14 protein-coding genes are annotated in these 14,850 nt (G+C 71.1%); 7 read left to right on the plus strand and 7 right to left on the minus strand.

Features of this window, described 5'->3' with window-relative positions:
* Positions 1–176: 176 nt before the first annotated feature.
* From mtnK to PBV52_RS08870, 4 genes are all read right to left on the minus strand, one after another.
* Positions 177–1,358: an S-methyl-5-thioribose kinase gene (mtnK, locus tag PBV52_RS08855; protein ID WP_274237735.1), complete on the minus strand. Its 1,182-nt coding sequence runs from the start codon at positions 1,356–1,358 to the stop codon at positions 177–179.
* 22 nt (positions 1,359–1,380) lie between these two features.
* On the minus strand, positions 1,381–2,427 hold the full coding sequence (locus PBV52_RS08860; RefSeq protein ID WP_274237736.1) for an ABC transporter permease: 1,047 nt from the start codon (positions 2,425–2,427) through the stop codon (positions 1,381–1,383).
* Between the two features lie 67 nt (positions 2,428–2,494).
* A complete protein-coding gene (locus tag PBV52_RS08865; protein ID WP_274237737.1) occupies positions 2,495–4,015 on the minus strand; it encodes a sugar ABC transporter ATP-binding protein in 1,521 nt (506 codons plus the stop codon).
* Positions 4,002–5,099 carry a substrate-binding domain-containing protein gene (locus tag PBV52_RS08870; protein ID WP_274237738.1) on the minus strand — a complete coding sequence of 366 codons (1,098 nt, stop codon included), beginning with the start codon at positions 5,097–5,099 and terminating at the stop codon, positions 4,002–4,004. The genes PBV52_RS08865 and PBV52_RS08870 overlap by 14 nt, the downstream gene beginning before the upstream one ends.
* A gap of 532 nt (positions 5,100–5,631) precedes the next feature.
* On the opposite strand from PBV52_RS08870, the gene PBV52_RS08875 reads away from it, so the two are divergent.
* From PBV52_RS08875 to mtnB, 3 genes are read left to right on the plus strand one after another with little or no spacing between them, the layout of a single operon-like run.
* The gene (locus PBV52_RS08875; RefSeq protein ID WP_274237739.1) at positions 5,632–6,231 is read left to right on the plus strand and encodes an acireductone dioxygenase; all 600 of its coding nucleotides are present in this window, start codon (positions 5,632–5,634) and stop codon (positions 6,229–6,231) included.
* Entirely contained in the window at positions 6,228–6,971 is a 744-nt protein-coding gene (gene mtnC / locus PBV52_RS08880; protein WP_274237740.1) for an acireductone synthase, read from the plus strand. The genes PBV52_RS08875 and mtnC overlap by 4 nt, the downstream gene beginning before the upstream one ends.
* Positions 6,968–7,576, plus strand: coding sequence for a methylthioribulose 1-phosphate dehydratase (mtnB, locus tag PBV52_RS08885; protein WP_274237741.1), 609 nt, complete (start codon positions 6,968–6,970; stop codon positions 7,574–7,576). Before mtnC ends, mtnB begins: the two co-directional genes overlap by 4 nt.
* An 81-nt stretch (positions 7,577–7,657) precedes the next feature.
* Here mtnB and PBV52_RS08890 read toward each other — a convergent pair whose 3' ends face one another.
* The 3 genes from PBV52_RS08890 to mtnA form a co-directional block, all read right to left on the minus strand.
* The gene (locus tag PBV52_RS08890; RefSeq protein WP_274237742.1) at positions 7,658–8,536 is read right to left on the minus strand and encodes a TIGR03620 family F420-dependent LLM class oxidoreductase; all 879 of its coding nucleotides are present in this window, start codon (positions 8,534–8,536) and stop codon (positions 7,658–7,660) included.
* Between the two features lie 67 nt (positions 8,537–8,603).
* Positions 8,604–8,936, minus strand: a complete 333-nt coding sequence (locus tag PBV52_RS08895; protein ID WP_274237743.1) for a helix-turn-helix transcriptional regulator — start codon at positions 8,934–8,936, stop codon at positions 8,604–8,606.
* Positions 8,937–8,974: 38 nt separating this feature from the next.
* Positions 8,975–10,006 (minus strand): S-methyl-5-thioribose-1-phosphate isomerase, encoded by a 1,032-nt coding sequence (gene mtnA / locus PBV52_RS08900; RefSeq protein ID WP_274237744.1) that lies wholly within the window; start codon positions 10,004–10,006, stop codon positions 8,975–8,977.
* Between the two features lie 339 nt (positions 10,007–10,345).
* Between mtnA and PBV52_RS08905 the strand changes: the two genes are divergently transcribed.
* From PBV52_RS08905 to PBV52_RS08920, 4 genes are read left to right on the plus strand one after another with little or no spacing between them, the layout of a single operon-like run.
* Positions 10,346–11,398 carry a BMP family ABC transporter substrate-binding protein gene (locus tag PBV52_RS08905; RefSeq protein ID WP_274237745.1) on the plus strand — a complete coding sequence of 351 codons (1,053 nt, stop codon included), beginning with the start codon at positions 10,346–10,348 and terminating at the stop codon, positions 11,396–11,398.
* Positions 11,379–12,935 (plus strand): ABC transporter ATP-binding protein, encoded by a 1,557-nt coding sequence (locus tag PBV52_RS08910; RefSeq protein WP_274237746.1) that lies wholly within the window; start codon positions 11,379–11,381, stop codon positions 12,933–12,935. The genes PBV52_RS08905 and PBV52_RS08910 overlap by 20 nt, the downstream gene beginning before the upstream one ends.
* A 1-nt stretch (position 12,936) precedes the next feature.
* Positions 12,937–13,980, plus strand: a complete 1,044-nt coding sequence (locus tag PBV52_RS08915; protein WP_274237747.1) for an ABC transporter permease — start codon at positions 12,937–12,939, stop codon at positions 13,978–13,980.
* Complete coding sequence (locus PBV52_RS08920; RefSeq protein WP_274237748.1) at positions 13,980–14,846, plus strand: ABC transporter permease; 867 nt, start codon at positions 13,980–13,982, stop codon at positions 14,844–14,846. The genes PBV52_RS08915 and PBV52_RS08920 overlap by 1 nt, the downstream gene beginning before the upstream one ends.
* The last annotated feature ends 4 nt before the right edge of the window (positions 14,847–14,850 follow it).

Raw genomic sequence — 14,850 nt, forward strand, 5'->3', positions numbered from 1 at the left:
AGATTCCCGCCGGATGAGGCTCCCACGGCGCCGGGTTCGGCCACTCCCCTGACCGGGCCGGACCGCACGAGGGCGGCCCCATCCGCACCGGGGCCGGCCACCATCGGAAGGGGCGGCTCCATGCCGACGGAGCCGCCCCTTTCGCATGCCCTGCCGGGCGCGTACCTGACGTGCGCTCAGGTCAGCGACTCCGGCGACTCCACGACCGCCCGTACGGCGTCGACGTCCGACAGCTCTTCGCGGCGCACGATCAGGTCACGCCCCAGCAGCAGGGCCCGCCGGGACGCAGGTACCGGGTCCGGCAGGGTCGTCAGGTCCGTCAGATGGGCGAAACCGATGATGCGACGGACGATCTCCGTGCCGGCGTAGCCGAGGGACTCGGTCCACACGCGGCGCAGGAAGCGGTCCACGTACGCGTCGTCGAAGAAGGCGTCGACGCGCGTCGGCCACAGGCGGCGGAACTCCGTTTCGAACGCCTCCCGGGAGAGGCGGAGTTGGTCCCCGTGGTCGGACAGCGTGCCGAGCGCCCGCGCCCGCTCCTGCGACACCAGGACGTTCGCCCAGTACAGGCCCAGGTCGTAGCCGACGGGGCCCACGAAGGAGAACTCGGGGTCGAAGACCCGTACCACGTGCGTGCCTTCGCGCTCTCCGACCATGACGCTGCCCGTGTGCAGGTCGCCGTGGAGGAGGGCCTGGGCGCTGGTCATGAAGGTGTGGCGGAGATCGGCGACCTCGGTGCGGAGCCTGCCGTCGGCGCGGAACTCCGCCGCCAGGTCGTCCAGCCCCTCGTGCCAGTGGTTGTGCTCGTGCTCGATGTACGGCTCGGAGAGGACCACGTCCTCGGTGATCTTGCACAGCTCCGGGCTCACCGAGGTCGCGATCAGCGCCTTGCGTTCGGCGGACGGCATGCCGAAGTCGCTGGTCGCGAAGGAGAGCTGGGCCACGAACTCGCCGATGCGGGCGGAGGTGTGCGGGCCGTACGGCTCGCCCTCGTTCAGGCGGGTGCGCAGGACCTCCAGATCCGACATGTCCTCCATGACGAGGGCGTAGTTCTCGGGGTCGTAGCCGTGGATCGCCGGGATCTTGTCGGGGGCGACCTTCGCCACCTGGTCGTACGCACGGGCCTCGGCGTCGGCACGGTCGGGGTTCATCGGCCAGGAGGGTCCGGCGACCCGCACCCAGGGCAGGGCCTGCTTGACGGCGAGGCTGCGGGTGCCGTCTCCGGAGGAGGCGAGGAACACGCGGTTCATGTTGCCGTCCGACACCTCGCGCACACGGATGTCGGTCCCGTCGTCCCAGTGGCCGCGCTCGCGCAGGTAGCCGGGGATGTCGTCGGTCTCCAGGATGCGGTAGCCCATCGCAGTAACTCCTCGAACTTCCTTATGCGGTACGGCGCTTGGACAGGGTGAAGCTGAAGACCAGGGCGAGGATGAGGACCGCGCCCTCGACGACGTCCTGGGTGTAGTACGGCAGGCCCTTGATGGTCAGGCCGGTGGTGATGATGCCGATCAGGACGGCGCCGAGGGCCGTGCCCCAGACGTTGGGGCGGCCGCGGCCCAGCACGGAGGTGCCGACGAGGGCCACCGCGACCGCCTCCAGCAGCTGCGAGGTGCCCGCCGACACGTCGCCCTGGCCGATACGGGAGGCCAGGATCAGGCCGCCGATCGAGGCGAGGACGCCGGACAGGACGTAGGCGAGGGCCCGGTACGCGCCGACGCGGATGCCGGCCAGGCGGGAGGCCTCGGGGTTGGCGCCGATGGCGTACAGGACACGGCCCCAGCGGGTGCGGGCGAGGAAGACCCAGGCGCCGATGGTCAGCGCGCCGAAGATCAGGACCGAGATCGGGATGCCGAGGATCGTGCCGCGGTCGATGCGCAGGAAGCCGTCGGTGAACCGGCCGGGGGCGGTGGTGCCGTCGTCCAGCGTCATGCCGGGGGTGATGGACTGGCCGTCGACCAGGATGAGCTTGCTGCCCTGGATCACGAACATCGTGCCGAGGGTGGCGAGCATGTCCGGGATCTTCAGTACGACGATCAGGAGCGCGTTGAGCAGGCCAGCGAGCGCGCCTGCCGCCAGCACCGCGACGATCGCGATCGCGCCGATCTGGTTGTGGACGACCATCGCCTGGGCGGCGACCGAGACACCCAGGCCGGCCACCGCGCCGACGGACATGTCCATTCCGCCGACGGCCATGGTGAGGGTGACGCCGAGGCCGAGGATCGCGGCGACGGAGACGTACCGGAGGGTGTCGAGGAGGGTCGCCGACTCGCGGAAGGAGCCCTCGCTCAGCGCGAAGTACAGGAACAGCGTGACCGTGACGAAGATGAAGCCGTACTTGATGACGGCGTTCTGGACGCGTACGGCGGTGCTGGTGGCAGGCGGGATCGCCGCCTTCACCGGGACCTCGGTGCTCTGCTGGGTGGTCATGGGGTGCTGCTTCCTTCGGGCGTACGAGGCGTGCGGGGCATGCGAGGCGTACGACTGGCGGGCGGCATCAGACGGACGCCGAGATCGTCTGGATCACGCGGTCGCGTTCCGCGTCCTCGCCGTACGCGTCGAGGTGGACCTCGCCGGCGGCCAGCACGACGACCCGGTCGGCGACCTCCAGCACCTCGTCGACGTCGGCGGACAGGACGAGCACGGCGGCCCCCTCGGCGGCCAGCGCCCTGGCGCGGCGGCCGATGTCGCGCCGGGCGCCGATGTCCACGCCCCGGAAGGGTTCGTCCAGGATGAGGACGCGCGGGGTGCGGGCGAGCCAGCGGCCGACGACGACCTTCTGCTGGTTGCCGCCGGACAGTTCCTCGACGGTGCTGTGCTCGTCGCGGGCGACCACGCCGAGGGCCTCGATGGTGTCGCGGCCCAGGGCGTCCTCCTTCGAGCGCTGGACGAGACCGGCCCGGGAGAGCGACTTCAGGAACGGCAGCGAGATGTTCTGGGCCAGCGACCAGCCGGGGACGAGCGCGTCGGCGTGCCGGTCCTCGGGGACCAGGTGGACGCCGGCCCGGATGGCGTCGGAGGGGCGGCGGGGCTCGTACCGCTTGCCGTCGAGTTCGACCGTGCCGGTCGTGAAGGGCTCGGCACCGAACAGGCCGCGGGCCAGCTCGGTCTTGCCGGCGCCCAACAGGCCCACCACGCCGGTGACTTCACCGCTGCGCAGGTCGAGGTCCAGGGGCGTGCGGCCCTCGAAGAGCCGTACGCCGCGCAACGACAACACCACATCCCCGGACGCCCCTTCCCGGACCGGGCGGGCCGTCGTCGCCTCCTGCGCCTGGGCCAGCATCGCGCGCAGGGCGCGGTCCCAGTCGAAGGGCTTGGCCTGGTCCTCGGTGAGACGGCCGTCCCGCAGGACGACCAGGCGGTCGGCGAGCGCGTCGATCTCGCCGAGGCGGTGGGAGACGTAGAGGACCGCGATGCCGTCGTCGCGCATCTTCTCGACCAGCGCGAAGAGGCGTTCGGCCTCGGCGGCGGACAGCGCCGAGGTCGGCTCGTCGAGGATCAGCAGGCGGGGGCGGGTGGCCAGGGCGCGGGCGAGGATCAGCAACTGACGGTCGGAGATGCCGAGTTCGGTGACGTCCCTGCGCAACACCGAGTCACTCCAGTCCAGGCCCAGGCCCGCCTGGATCTCGCGGGCGCGGGCCAGCAGTCGGCCGCCGTTCAGGAACGGGTTGCCGCGCGCCTGCGCCAGCTCCTCGAAGACCAGGTTCTCCGCGACCGAGAGGCCCGGCACGATGCCCTCGCCGATGCGCTGGTGCACCGTCTGGATACCCAACTGACGGGCGGCCAGCGGGGAGTGGAGGGCAGCGGGTTCCCCGGCGACCCGCACCGCTCCCCCGTGGTCCGTGTGCACACCCGACAGGATCTTGATGAGCGTGGACTTGCCGGCGCCGTTCGCGCCGAGCAGCGCGACCACGCTGCCCGGGGCGATGTCGAGGGTGACGGAGGCGAGCACCGTCTTGCCGCCGAAGGCCATGCTGACGTCGGTCAGAGCGACGGCAGGAACCTCAGTGGGCGACATTGGAGATCCAGTCGGCGGTCGAGACCTGCGCCAGGTTCAGCGCGGGCAGCGCCTTGCGCAGCTGGTCCATGTTCTCGATCTTCTTCTCACGCAGGAAGTCCTGGGTGATGGCGACCGCCGGGAACTCGACCGAGGTCTTGCCCAGTTGACCGGCCAGCTCCAGGGCGGTCGTACGGACGACGGCGGCGCCGACGGCGGACGGGTCGGTGCCCGCGGTGGCGACCCAGGGGCTGTCGATGGCGGTCATGTTCTGGATGTCGGCGCCTGAGACGTCCGCGCCGAAGACCTTCACCTTGTCCTGGAGCTTCTTGTTCTGGACGGCGAGGACGGTGCCCTTGGCGAGTTCGTCGTACGGGGCGAAGATGCCGGTCACGTCCGAGTGCTGGGTCAGCGCGGCGGAGACGAGGGGGACATTGTCGGTGGCCGTGGAGTCGGTCACCTTGCCGACCTTGAACTGCTGCTTCCAGCCCTGCGCGGCGACCTCCTTCGCCCAGACGGTGTTCCGCTTGTCGAGGGCTGCGTAGCCGGCGACGTTGACGTAGCCGACCTTGGCGTCCTTGCCGACCTCCTTGGCCATCACGTCGAGGACGGCCTGGGCCATGCTCGCGTCGTTCTGCTTGGTGCTGACGACGCCCTTGGTGGCGGTCTCGACGTCGTAGACGACGACCTTGATGCCCTTCTTCACAGCCTTGTCGATCTCCGGCTGGATGGTGGCCGGGAAGCCGTGGTCGACGATGATGGCCTGCGCGCCGGAGTTGATGGCCGAGGACAGGTCGGTGGCCTGCTTGGCGTTGTCGGCCTGGGCGTCGTACACCGTCAGGTCGATGCCGAGGGCCTTGGCCTGCGCCTTGGCGCCGTTGCCCCACTGCTCGAAGTAGTCGCCGGCGCCGCTCTGCCGGACGAGGGCCACCTTGACGGTGCCCTCGCTGAAGGGGGCGGGCTTCGCGCCGGTGGCGGCCGCGGCCGAGGCGGCGGTGTTGCCGGAGGTCTTGGACGCGTCCGTGGACTGCGAGCAGCCCGCGAGGAGCAGGGCGGACACGGAGGCGAGGGAGAGGGCGGCAAGGGGCAGACGGACACGGGACATGGCGGGGCTCCAGGTGCGAGGAAGGGGGGTGGGGGTGGGGAGTGCTGGACCCGGAGCCGGGACACCGATGTACGAACGGGCGCCTCGCGAGAGTGCGGGCGCAGGAGAGCTCCGGATGAGGTCAGCGACAGCTGGCCGTGGTCGACCGGAGCAAGTCCACGTACAGCCGCCGCACGAGCAGCAGCGTCTTCATACGGAGATCATGGGAACGATTTCAGCCACCCGTCAAAGCGATGGAAGCGGTTTCTCACCACGTGAGACAGCGAGTAAGTCACACCTCGTTGACACCGCGCCGACGTCCCGCGGGAGTTACGATCACGGAACCGGCACCCGAACCGGCACAGTGAGGCCCTGATGACGACACCCCCCGCGACAGCGATGCGCATGCCCTGCATGCGGTGCTGTCCCGGCGCGATGTGTCGCGGCTGACAAGCGCTGACCAGTTTCCGCACCGCTGCGCCCTTCCTCACCGCCCCCTCCGGGTGCTTGTCTCGGTACCCGGACTTCCCTTCCAGTTCCAGGAGTTGCCCCCATGACCCTGCTGACGACCTGGCCCGAGTCCGGACCGCAGACCCTGATCCGCCGCACCTCGGACCCCGCCGAGATCGCCGAGGCCCTGAAGCCGCTGGGCGTGCGCTACGAGCAGTGGCCGATCCGCGAGGACGTCCCGTTCGACGCGGACAGCGACACCGTGTTCGCGGCGTACGGCCCGGAGATCGACCGGCTCAACGCCGAGGAGGGCTTCACCACCGTCGACGTCCTGGGCCTGCACCCCAGCGACGACCCGGAGTTCCCGGCGAAGGCGAAGGCCGCGCGCGAGAAGTTCCTCCAGGAGCACACGCACGACGACGATGACGAGGTGCGCTTCTTCGTCTCCGGCTCCGGCATCTTCTACCTCCACGTGAACGGCGAAGTGCACGCCGTCTTCTGCGAGAAGGGCGACCTGCTGGGCGTGCCGCGCGGCACGACGCACTGGTTCGACATGGGCACGAAGCCGTCCTTCACCGCGATCCGCTTCTTCCACGAGGAGGACGGCTGGATCGGCAACTTCACCGGTTCCACCATCGCCGCCCGCTTCCCGGACTACGACACGATCGCCGCCGGCTACGAGGCCGACGGGGCCGCGGCGTGACCGTGCGGGACCCCCGGTTGGGCTCGCAGGCCGTGGACGCCGTGGTGCTCGACATCGAGGGCACCACGAGCGCCACCGGGTTCGTCGTGGACGTGCTGTACCCCTACTCACGCTCGCGGTTCGCGGCGCTGCTCGCCGAGCGCGGCGGCGACCCGGAGGTGGCGCGGGCGGTCGCGCAGGTGCGGGAGCTGACGGGCGACCCGGACGCCGACGCCGCAGGGATCGAGAAGGCCCTCAACACCTGGCTGGACGAGGATCGCAAGGCCACCCCGCTGAAGACCCTCCAGGGCATCATCTGGTCCGAGGGCTTCGCCCGCAGTGACCTCGTGTCGCACTTCTACGACGACGTCGTCCCGCGGCTGCGCGCGTGGCACGCGGCGGGCGTACGGCTGTACGTCTACTCGTCGGGGTCGGTGGCGGCCCAGCGGGCATGGTTCACGAACAGCCCGGAGGGCGACCTGACGTCGCTCGTCTCCGGTCTGTACGACACCGAGAACGCGGGCCCCAAGCAGGAGCCGGAGTCGTACCGCCGTATCGCGGAGTCGACCGGCATCGCGCCGGCCCGTCTCCTCTTCCTCTCCGACCGCCCCGGCGAGCTGGACGCGGCCCGCGCGGCGGGCTGGCGGACGGTCGGCGTCCGACGGCCCGGGGAGCCGTACTACGAGCAGGGTGTCGGCGACCACGCGCAGGCGGGGACGTTCGACGAGATCACCATCACCACTTCCGGGAGCAGCACGTGACCGCCGAGATCAGCCAACTCGACCTTGAGGAGGCGGGCGCGGTCCTGGCCGCCGAGTCCGCCCGGTTCGCCTCCTTCGGCTGGATGCGGGGCACCTCCGGCAACCTGTCCGTGGTGCTGACCCGCGACCCGCTGCGGCTCGCGGTCACGGCCAGCGGTCACGACAAGGGCGAACTGACGCCCGCGGACGTGGTGCTGGTCGACGGGCAGGGCGCCGCGGTGCACGGCGGCAAGCCGTCCGCCGAGGCCGAGCTGCACGCGCGCGTGGCCGCGCTGACCGGCGCCGGGGCCGTGGTCCATGTCCACACGGTCGCCTCCGTGGCGATGGGCCGCCGCGAGCCCGGCGGCATCGTCTTCAAGGACCTGGAGATGCTCAAGGGCGTCGGCCAGCCCGCCCACGACGTCGAGGTGACCCTGCCGGTCATCGCCAACAGCCAGGACATGAAGATCCTCGGCGACCGCCTGGAGGCCGCGCGCGACCCCCGTATGCCCGCGGTGGTCGTGGCCGGACACGGGCTGTACGTGTGGGGCGACAACCCGCGCCAGGCCCGGCACCACACCGAAGTGGTGGAATGGCTGCTGGAGTTGGAACTCGCCCAGCGGTGACCAGGCGGCGCCGTATCCGGGTGCGGCGCCGTATCCGGGTGCGGCGCCGTATCCGGGTGCGGCGACAGCGGGTGTACGGCGTCAGGACGCCGTCGGCGGCAGCAGCGCCTCACCCAGTCGCCGCCAGTGCGGCATCGCGGTGCCGCCCGGTTCGGTGCCGATCACTTGTACGGCGACGTGGTCGGCACCCGCTGTGACGTGGGCGCGGAGCTTGTCCACCACCGTGTCCACGTCGCCCCAGAACACGAGGTCGTCCACGATGCGGTCGCTGCCGCCGTGCGCGATCTCCTCGTCCGAGTAGCCCAGGCGGCGGAACTTGGCGATGTTGTAAGGGGTGTTGAGGTAGATGTCCAGGTGCTCGCGCGCCGTCGCGCGGGCCTTGTCGGGGTCCGGCTCCAGGAGCACCGCGTGCTCTACGCCCAGGAACACGTCGGGGCCGAGGATCTCCCTGGCCTGGGCGGTGTGGGCCGTGTTGACGTGGTAGGTGTGCGCGCCGGCGGAGCGGTCCCGGGCCAGGGCGATCATCTTGGGACCGTACGCGGCCAGGATGCGGCGTACCGGGGTCTGTGGCGCGGGGTTGGGTGACTCCTTCGCGAGCGCGTCCAGTTCGTCGACGTACTCGGCCATCGCCGCAAGTGGCTTGACACCCGGCCGTGCGCCGCCGAATCCCAGGCCGAGCACATGCCGTCCCGGGTAGGCGTCGGCCAGCAGGGCACTCGCGGCGTGCGTCGCCGCCGCCCCGCGCGACCAGATCTGGGCGATGCCGTTGACCACGTGCAGCCGTTCGGTGCAGGAGAGCAGATAGCCGGCCTGGGTGAGCGCCTCACGCCCGCCCGCCTCGGGGAACCACACCGCCCGCCAGCCTTGCTGTTCCAACTCCTGTACCGAGTCGCGTAACTGCGCGGCCGGCTGGTGCTCGAAGTCGAAGGTGTAGATGCCGAAGGTTCCGAGGTTCATCATGCATCGAAATATCGCAGATTCTCGATATGAAATGCAACAGGCGGGCTCGGACGGCGAGTTCTCTGCGCTAGAGAGTCCGGCCGAGCCGGGCGACCAGCTCGGCGATCCGCGCCTCGTCCCGCTTGTAGTGGGTCCACTTGCCCACCCGCGTCGCCCGCACGAGACCCGCCCGCTGCAGTTCGGCCATGTACGCCGACACCGTCGACTGGGCCAGCCCGGCCTTGGCCTGGATGTGGCTCACGCAGACCCCCACCTCGGCCGGGTCCGCGATCGCCTCGTACTGCGAGAAGTGCCGCTCGGGCTCGCGCAGCCACGCCAGCAGTTGCAGGCGCACCGGGTTGGCCAGCGCCTTCAGAGCGCCGACCAGATCCGCATCCGGTGAGGTCGCAGCGTCGGTCATGGGTTCGGAGTATAGGTCGGTGCCGCGACCCGGGGACGTCAGCGCAGCCGCTCCCCCGGCAGCTCCCCCGCCGACACCTCCAGCACCCCGCGCTCGGTGACCAATCCCGTCACCAGGCGCCCCGGCGTGACATCGAACGCCGGGTTGTGGCCGCGCGACCCGGCCGGAGCCGTCCGTACGCCGCCCCACTCCAGCACCTCGTCCTCGCCCCGGAGTTCGATGTGGATGTCGTCGCCGGTCTTCGTGGCCAGGTCGACGGTCGTCGTGGGCGCCGCCACCAGGAACGGGATACCGGCGTCCGCGCAGGCCAGGGCGATACCCACGGTGCCGACCTTGTTCGCGGTGTCGCCGTTCGCGGCGATGCGGTCGGCGCCGACGATCGCCGCGTCGACCTCACCGCGCAGGATGGTGCCGGCCGCCGCGCCGTCGGCCTGGACGTAGTGCGCGATGCCCTCCTGGACCAACTCCCAGGCGGTCAGGCGGGATCCCTGGAGCAGCGGGCGCGTCTCGTCGGCGTACACGACCTCCAGCCGCCCGCGCGCGTGCAGTTCGCGGATGACGCCGAGTGCCGTGCCCCAGCCGGCCGTGGCGAGCGCACCGGTGTTGCAGTGGGTGAGGATGCGCAACGGCCGGTCCGCACCGACGCGTTCGAGCAGCCAGTCGGCGCCGTACGCACCCATGGCACGGTTCGCCTCGACGTCCTCGCGCTGTACGGCGGCAGCCTCCTCCAGCACCGCGGCGAGGCCCTCGTCGAAGCGGGTCATGACCCGGTCCACGCACACCATGAGGTTGACCGCGGTGGGCCGGGCCTCACGGACGCGGGCCACGGCCGCGCGTATCTCGTCGGCCGACCAGCCCTCGCGCTCACCCTGGAGCAGCGCGAGCGCGACGCCGTAGGCTCCGGCGGCGCCGATCGCGGGCGCGCCGCGCACGACGAGGCGCCGGATCGCGTCGACCAGGGTCTCCACATCGCGGACGTCCATGGTCTCGGTGCGGTGCGGGAGCACGGTCTGGTCGATCAGCGCAAGGCTGGTTCCGGTCCAGTGGACGGCACGCAATTCCTCGGACATGGGCCGCACTTCCTCGGACATAAGAGGACACTCCTACTGCTCCTGTGGGTGTCCGTCACCGTACATGACCTCGGAGAACCACAGTTCGAGACAGGCGAGCAGATGTCTGGACATCAGGTGTACAGTCCAGCCACCCGCGCAGCCCGCAGGCCGAGACGAGGAGGACGAGTGCTGCTCACCAAGCGCCGCTTCCTGGACTTCGGCCGCTGTGCCGGCGACGGCTGTCCCCGCTGAGCCGCCCCCACCTCAGCCCCTTTCGCGTCGCCCCCCTCTCACCTCACGCGTTCACCGCCGAGCGCGCCTTGCCGTTCCCCGGAAGGCTTCCCCGGAAGGTTCCCCATGCCCCGCAGACTCCGCCGTTCCCTGCAACTCGCCGCCACCACCGCACTCGTGGTCACCGCGGCCACCGCCTGCAACGCCGCCGCGAAGAAGGACGCCTCCGACAGTGCGAGCGGCGGCAGCGGAAAGTCCTTCATCCTCGTCACCCCTGACGCCGTCGGGCAGAACGAGTTCCTGAAGCTCGCCGTCAGCGGCGTCAAGGACGCGGCGAAGCAGCACGACGGGTCGCAGAAGGTCTACGAGTCCACGGACACCGCCTCCCAGCAGCAGAACGTCCAGGCTGCCGTCGACGCCAAGCCGGACGTCATCGTGCTGGTCGGCTTCGAGTTCGCCGACCTCGTCGCCCAGCAGGCCGAGAAGAACCCGAAGCAGCAGTTCCTGATCGTCGACGCCTGCACGACGAAGATGTTCAAGAACGTCAGCTGCGCCGTCTTCCGCGAGCACGAGGGCGTCTTCCTCGCCGGCGCCGAGGCCGGTCTGCTCAGCAAGTCCGGCAAGGTCGGCGCGGTCGACGTCCTCGACACGCCCCAGTTCCGGCGCTACAGCGACCCGTTCGCGGCCGGCGCCAAGAAGGTCGCCGCCAAGACTCAGACGTCGACGCGCTTCGTCGGCGGGCAGTCCCCCTTCGACGACTCGGCCCGTGCCAAGGAGCAGGCGAACACCCTGCTCGCCAAGGGCTACGACCAGATCATGGCGGCTGCCGCGGCCGGCAACTACGGCGTCTTCGAGGCGGCGAAGGCCAAGGGCGCGTACGCGTACGGCGTCGACGTCAACCAGTGCGTCTCGGCGCCCGGCACCGTCGTCGACAACGTGATCAAGCGCACGGACGTCGCCGTGGACAAGGGCATCGAGGCGGTCCTCGCCGGCAAGACGGGCACGACCGTCTCGTACGGCCTGAAGGAGGGCGGCATCAGCCTGACGGGGCTCGAGGACGGCGTGGACTCCTCGAAGTGCGTGATCGCCGAGCACAAGGACGTCCTGACGCAGGTCGAGGCGCTGCGCGACCAGATCGTGGCCGGGAAGCTGACGGTCGATGACCCCGCCGCAAGCTGACGTCGACGGGGGCGCCGGTGCGGCCGATGTCGCCGTCGAGCTCCGGGGAATCACCAAGCGGTTCCCCGGCACGCTCGCCAACGACGCCGTCGACCTGACCGTCCGCCGCGGTGAGATCCACGCGCTCATGGGCGAGAACGGCGCGGGCAAGTCGACGCTCATGTCGATCCTGTACGGCATGGAGCGCGCCGACGCCGGAACGGTCCGGATCGACGGGCAGGCCGTCAAGTACGGCTTCGCCAGCCCCTCCGACGCCATGGCCGCCGGGCTCGGCATGGTCCACCAGAGCTTCAAGCTGTTCGACTCGCTGACCGTCGCCGAGAACGTCGTGTACGCCGCCGAGCCGCGCCGCTTCGGCCTGGTGGACCGCGCGGCCGCCCGCCGCCGGGTGCGCGAACTCGCCGAGGAACACGGCCTGTCCGTCGATCCGGACGCCCGGGTCGGAGACCTGCCGGTCGGCCTGCGCCAGCGCGTGGAGATCCTCAAGCTGCTGCACCGGGGCGCCCGCACGCTCATCCTCGACGAGCCGACCGCCGTGCTCACGCCGGCCGAGGCGGACGCCCTGTTCGCGGTGCTCAAGTCGCTGGCCGCCGAGGGCCGTACGGTGATCCTGGTCACGCACAAGCTGCGTGAGGTGCTGGAGGGCAGCGACCACGTGACCGTCCTGCGGGACGGCCGGGTCGTGGCCCGGCTGATCACCGCCGAGACGTCCGCCGACGAGATCGCGGCCGCGATGACGGGCCGCGCGGTCGAGCTGGACCGCATCCATGCCCCGGGCACCCCGGGCGAGGTGGTGCTCGACACGACGGGTCTGTCCACCGACGCCGTGCACGACATCACGCTCTCGGTCCGCGCGGGCGAGATCGTCGGCATCGCCGGTGTCGCCGGCAACGGGCAGAGCGAGCTGGTCGAGGCGCTGGCCGGGCTGCGGCCGGTCACCGCCGGGCGAGTGAGGCTCAAAGACGACGACATCACCCACGCCTCGGCCACCGAACGCCGTCTCAAGGGCCTGGCGTACGTCCCCGAGGACCGCCACGCGGTCGGTACGGCCCCGGCGGCGTCCGTGGCCGACAACCTCGCGATGGGACACCACCGTACGTCCCTGTCGCACCGCGGCCTGCTGCCGCCGACGTCCGTCCGGGCGCACGCACGGCGGCTGATCGAGCGCTTCGGCATCAAGGCGTCCACGCCCGACGTGCCGGCCTCCGCCCTGTCCGGCGGCAACCTCCAGAAGCTGCTGATCGGCCGCGAACTCGCCCATGACGCCCCGCTGTTGCTCGTCGAGCAGCCGACGCGCGGCGTCGACATCGGCGCGATCCAGAACATCCACGACCAGCTGATCGCCTACCGCGACGCCGGTCACGCCGTCCTCCTCGTCTCGGCCGAGCTGAGCGAGATCCGGGGGCTCGCGGACCGGGTGCTGGTGATGTACGAGGGCCGGATCACGACGACGTACGACAAGACCGAGGCGGACGAACGGACGCTGGGGCTCGCGATGGCGGGCGGGACGAGCGCACGAGTGGAAGCCGCCGACTGACATGAATCCAGCACGCATCACCGGAGCCCTGCGCTCCCCCGTCACCTTCTCCGTGCTCGCGGGCGTCCTCATCGGCGCGCTCTTCCTCGTCGGCACCGGCGCGGACCCGATCACGGCCTACGAGGCGGTCCTGACCGGCGCGCTCGGCGCCGACGGCATCGGCTCCACCCTGACCACGACCACCAGCGTGCTCGGCATGGCGCTCGCGCTGGCGATCCCGCTGCGCGCCCGGCTCATCAACCTCGGCGGTGACGGGCAGATGGTGCTGGGTGGCATCACCGCGGCCGTCACCGGCCTGTACTCACCGCTGCCGGCCCCCCTGACCGTCGTCCTCGCCCTCCTCGCGGGCATGGCGGCCGGTGCGGCCTACGCGACCCTCGCCGCCCTGTGCGAGAACCACCTCGGCGTCCCGCTGCTGGTCAGCAGCCTGCTGCTCAGCTACCCCGCGGTGTCGTTGGCCTCCTACCTGGCCCGCTACCCGCTCAAGGAGCCCGGCTCCAGCCTCCCCCAGACCCGGGCGATGCCCGACGGGGTGGAGCTGCCCTCCTTCGGCGACTCGACCGTGACCGTCGGGCTGGTGCTCGTCGCCGTCGCGGCCGCCGCGTACTGTTTCACGGATCGGCGCACCGCCGTCGGGTACGAGATACGCATGACCGGCCTCAACGCGCGCTTCTCGGCCTACGCCGGTGTCGAACGCCGGGGCCTGACCCTGAAGTTGATGTCCGTCTCGGGCGCGCTCGCCGGACTGGTGGGCGCGATCGGGGTGTTGAGCTTCCCGTACCGCTTCGTCGACGGCTCGCTCACCGCGCCGGGCTACACCTGGACGGGGCTCACGGCCGCGCTGCTGGCGATGGCGGCCCCGATCGGCACGGTGATCTCCTCGTTCTTCTTCGCGGTCCTCCAGGTCGGCGGGCTCGCGATGGAGCGGACGACCGAGGTGCCGCGCGAGCTGACGCAGGTGCTCCAGGCGATCGTGATCGTGTTCCTGGCGGCCCGGTTGCGCTTCCCCGGCCGCTGGTTCGACCGCCGTAAGGAGGCGGTGTGATGTTCTTCGACTCCGATCTGCTGATGTCGGCGCTGCGCGCGCTCACCCCGATCCTGCTGGCCGCGCTCGGCGGCGCGATCTGCGAGCGGGCGGGCGTGTTCAACATCGGCCTCGAAGGCATGATGCTGATGGGCTGCTTCACGGCGGTGGCCACCAGCTGGTTCACCGGCAGCCCTTGGCTCGGCGTCCTGGCGGCGGCGCTCGCGGCGGCCGGGTACTCGCTGATCCTGGCCGTGGGTGCGGTGACGCTGCGCGGGGACGCGGTCGTTCTGGGCGTGGCCATGAATCTCCTGGCCGTCGGCCTGACCGGCTTCCTGCTGCGTACGGTCTTCGGCGTGCAGGGCACCTTTGACGACCCGTCGCTCGCCGGGCTCCCGCTGATCGGTGGCTTCACCCCGCTCACCTATCTGTCGTGGGCGGCGGTCGCGGTGGCCGCGGTGCTGCTGTCCCGGCACGTGTGGGGGCTCAGGCTCCGCGGGGTCGGCGAGGCTCCGGACGCGGCGGCGACCCTCGGGGTGAGCCCGGTCAGGTACAAGTACGGGGCGATCCTGGTCTCCGGTGTCCTGTGCGGGCTGGCGGGCGCCCAACTCGCCCTGGGTAACGTCACCTTGTTCACCGAGAACATGACCGCGGGCCGCGGCTGGATCGCCGTCGTCGCCGTCATGCTCGGCCGCGCCGCCCCGGTCGGTGTCCTGCTGGCCGCCCTGTTGTTCGGCCTCGCCGAGGCGGCCGGCTTCCGCCTCCAGGGCCTCGGTCTGCCGCAGCAGGCGACCGACGCCGCGCCGTACGTCGTCACGCTCGGCGCCCTGTTCCTCACGACGGCCCGCCGCCGTCGCCGTATCCGCCCCTCCGGAGCCGCTTCATGAGCCA

This window comes from Streptomyces sp. T12 (assembly GCF_028736035.1).
GTDB lineage: Bacteria > Actinomycetota > Actinomycetes > Streptomycetales > Streptomycetaceae > Streptomyces.

Bases quoted from the DNA above. Each gene is read 5' to 3' on its own strand.
- mtnK (WP_274237735.1), bottom strand. From the start codon at position 1,358: ATGGGCTACCGCATCCTGGAGACCGACGACATCCCCGGCTACCTGCGC.
- PBV52_RS08860 (WP_274237736.1), bottom strand. From the start codon at position 2,427: ATGACCACCCAGCAGAGCACCGAGGTCCCGGTGAAGGCGGCGATCCCG.
- PBV52_RS08865 (WP_274237737.1), bottom strand. From the start codon at position 4,015: ATGTCGCCCACTGAGGTTCCTGCCGTCGCTCTGACCGACGTCAGCATG.
- PBV52_RS08870 (WP_274237738.1), bottom strand. From the start codon at position 5,099: ATGTCCCGTGTCCGTCTGCCCCTTGCCGCCCTCTCCCTCGCCTCCGTG.
- PBV52_RS08875 (WP_274237739.1), top strand. From the start codon at position 5,632: ATGACCCTGCTGACGACCTGGCCCGAGTCCGGACCGCAGACCCTGATC.
- PBV52_RS08890 (WP_274237742.1), bottom strand. From the start codon at position 8,536: ATGATGAACCTCGGAACCTTCGGCATCTACACCTTCGACTTCGAGCAC.
- PBV52_RS08895 (WP_274237743.1), bottom strand. From the start codon at position 8,936: ATGACCGACGCTGCGACCTCACCGGATGCGGATCTGGTCGGCGCTCTG.
- mtnA (WP_274237744.1), bottom strand. From the start codon at position 10,006: ATGTCCGAGGAATTGCGTGCCGTCCACTGGACCGGAACCAGCCTTGCG.
- PBV52_RS08905 (WP_274237745.1), top strand. From the start codon at position 10,346: ATGCCCCGCAGACTCCGCCGTTCCCTGCAACTCGCCGCCACCACCGCA.
- PBV52_RS08910 (WP_274237746.1), top strand. From the start codon at position 11,379: ATGACCCCGCCGCAAGCTGACGTCGACGGGGGCGCCGGTGCGGCCGAT.
- PBV52_RS08915 (WP_274237747.1), top strand. From the start codon at position 12,937: ATGAATCCAGCACGCATCACCGGAGCCCTGCGCTCCCCCGTCACCTTC.
- PBV52_RS08920 (WP_274237748.1), top strand. From the start codon at position 13,980: ATGTTCTTCGACTCCGATCTGCTGATGTCGGCGCTGCGCGCGCTCACC.